Below are 578 nucleotides of genomic sequence, written 5' to 3'. Positions count from 1 at the left end.
CAGGATGAGAGTTACTATGGAATATATCTTTACTTTTTGAATGGAGGGATTTTCGTTTGTTGTCATGTTTTAATTCCCGTACTGGGGATTTTTATTCCCATAAAAGGATGTGATTTTCGATCTGCATGTTTTCAGATCAGTGTTTTTAGGCTATTTGAGGCTATTGAGTACGATTTTCACTTTTTTGATCAAAGAGGCATACCACTTGAGTTAGATAGATCAAACTAATAACCAACCTAAACGACAAAACTATGAGTTCTTTATTGTATTTCATCGCAGTTATTCTCCTGATCGGCTGGCTAGTCGGGGTATTCGCTTACAGTGCCGGAGGGCTTATCCACATATTATTGGTTATTGCAGTTATAGCTGTAATTTTCCGATTGATCTCGGGTCGGTCAGTGTAAATTAGAAACAAAAGCTTTAATTGGAAAGTTAAAGTAAACTCATAAAGGACAAGTAAGTTCTAGAAAATATGATGAACGATAAGGTGAGTGCAAAAGTAAATTTTAAGCAATTCATCACCATCACCATCGAAGTAAAATAAAATCTAAACCAAAATAAAATCATACATACTATGA

2 protein-coding genes are annotated in these 578 nt (G+C 34.4%); both read left to right on the top strand.

From position 1 onward, the window contains the following. On the top strand, positions 1-228 hold a 228-nt coding region (locus AC4FQ3_RS22805), incomplete at its 5' end, for a hypothetical protein (protein ID WP_491183406.1). A 23-nt stretch (positions 229-251) separates the two neighbouring features. Continuing rightward, complete coding sequence (locus AC4FQ3_RS22800) at positions 252-404, top strand: lmo0937 family membrane protein (RefSeq protein WP_491183405.1); 153 nt, start codon at positions 252-254, stop codon at positions 402-404. Positions 405-578: the final 174 nt, after the last annotated feature.

The sequence above is a fragment of the Flavobacterium sp. AK-345 genome, assembly GCF_058310175.1.
This window is presented reverse-complemented; position numbering and strand designations above follow the sequence as displayed.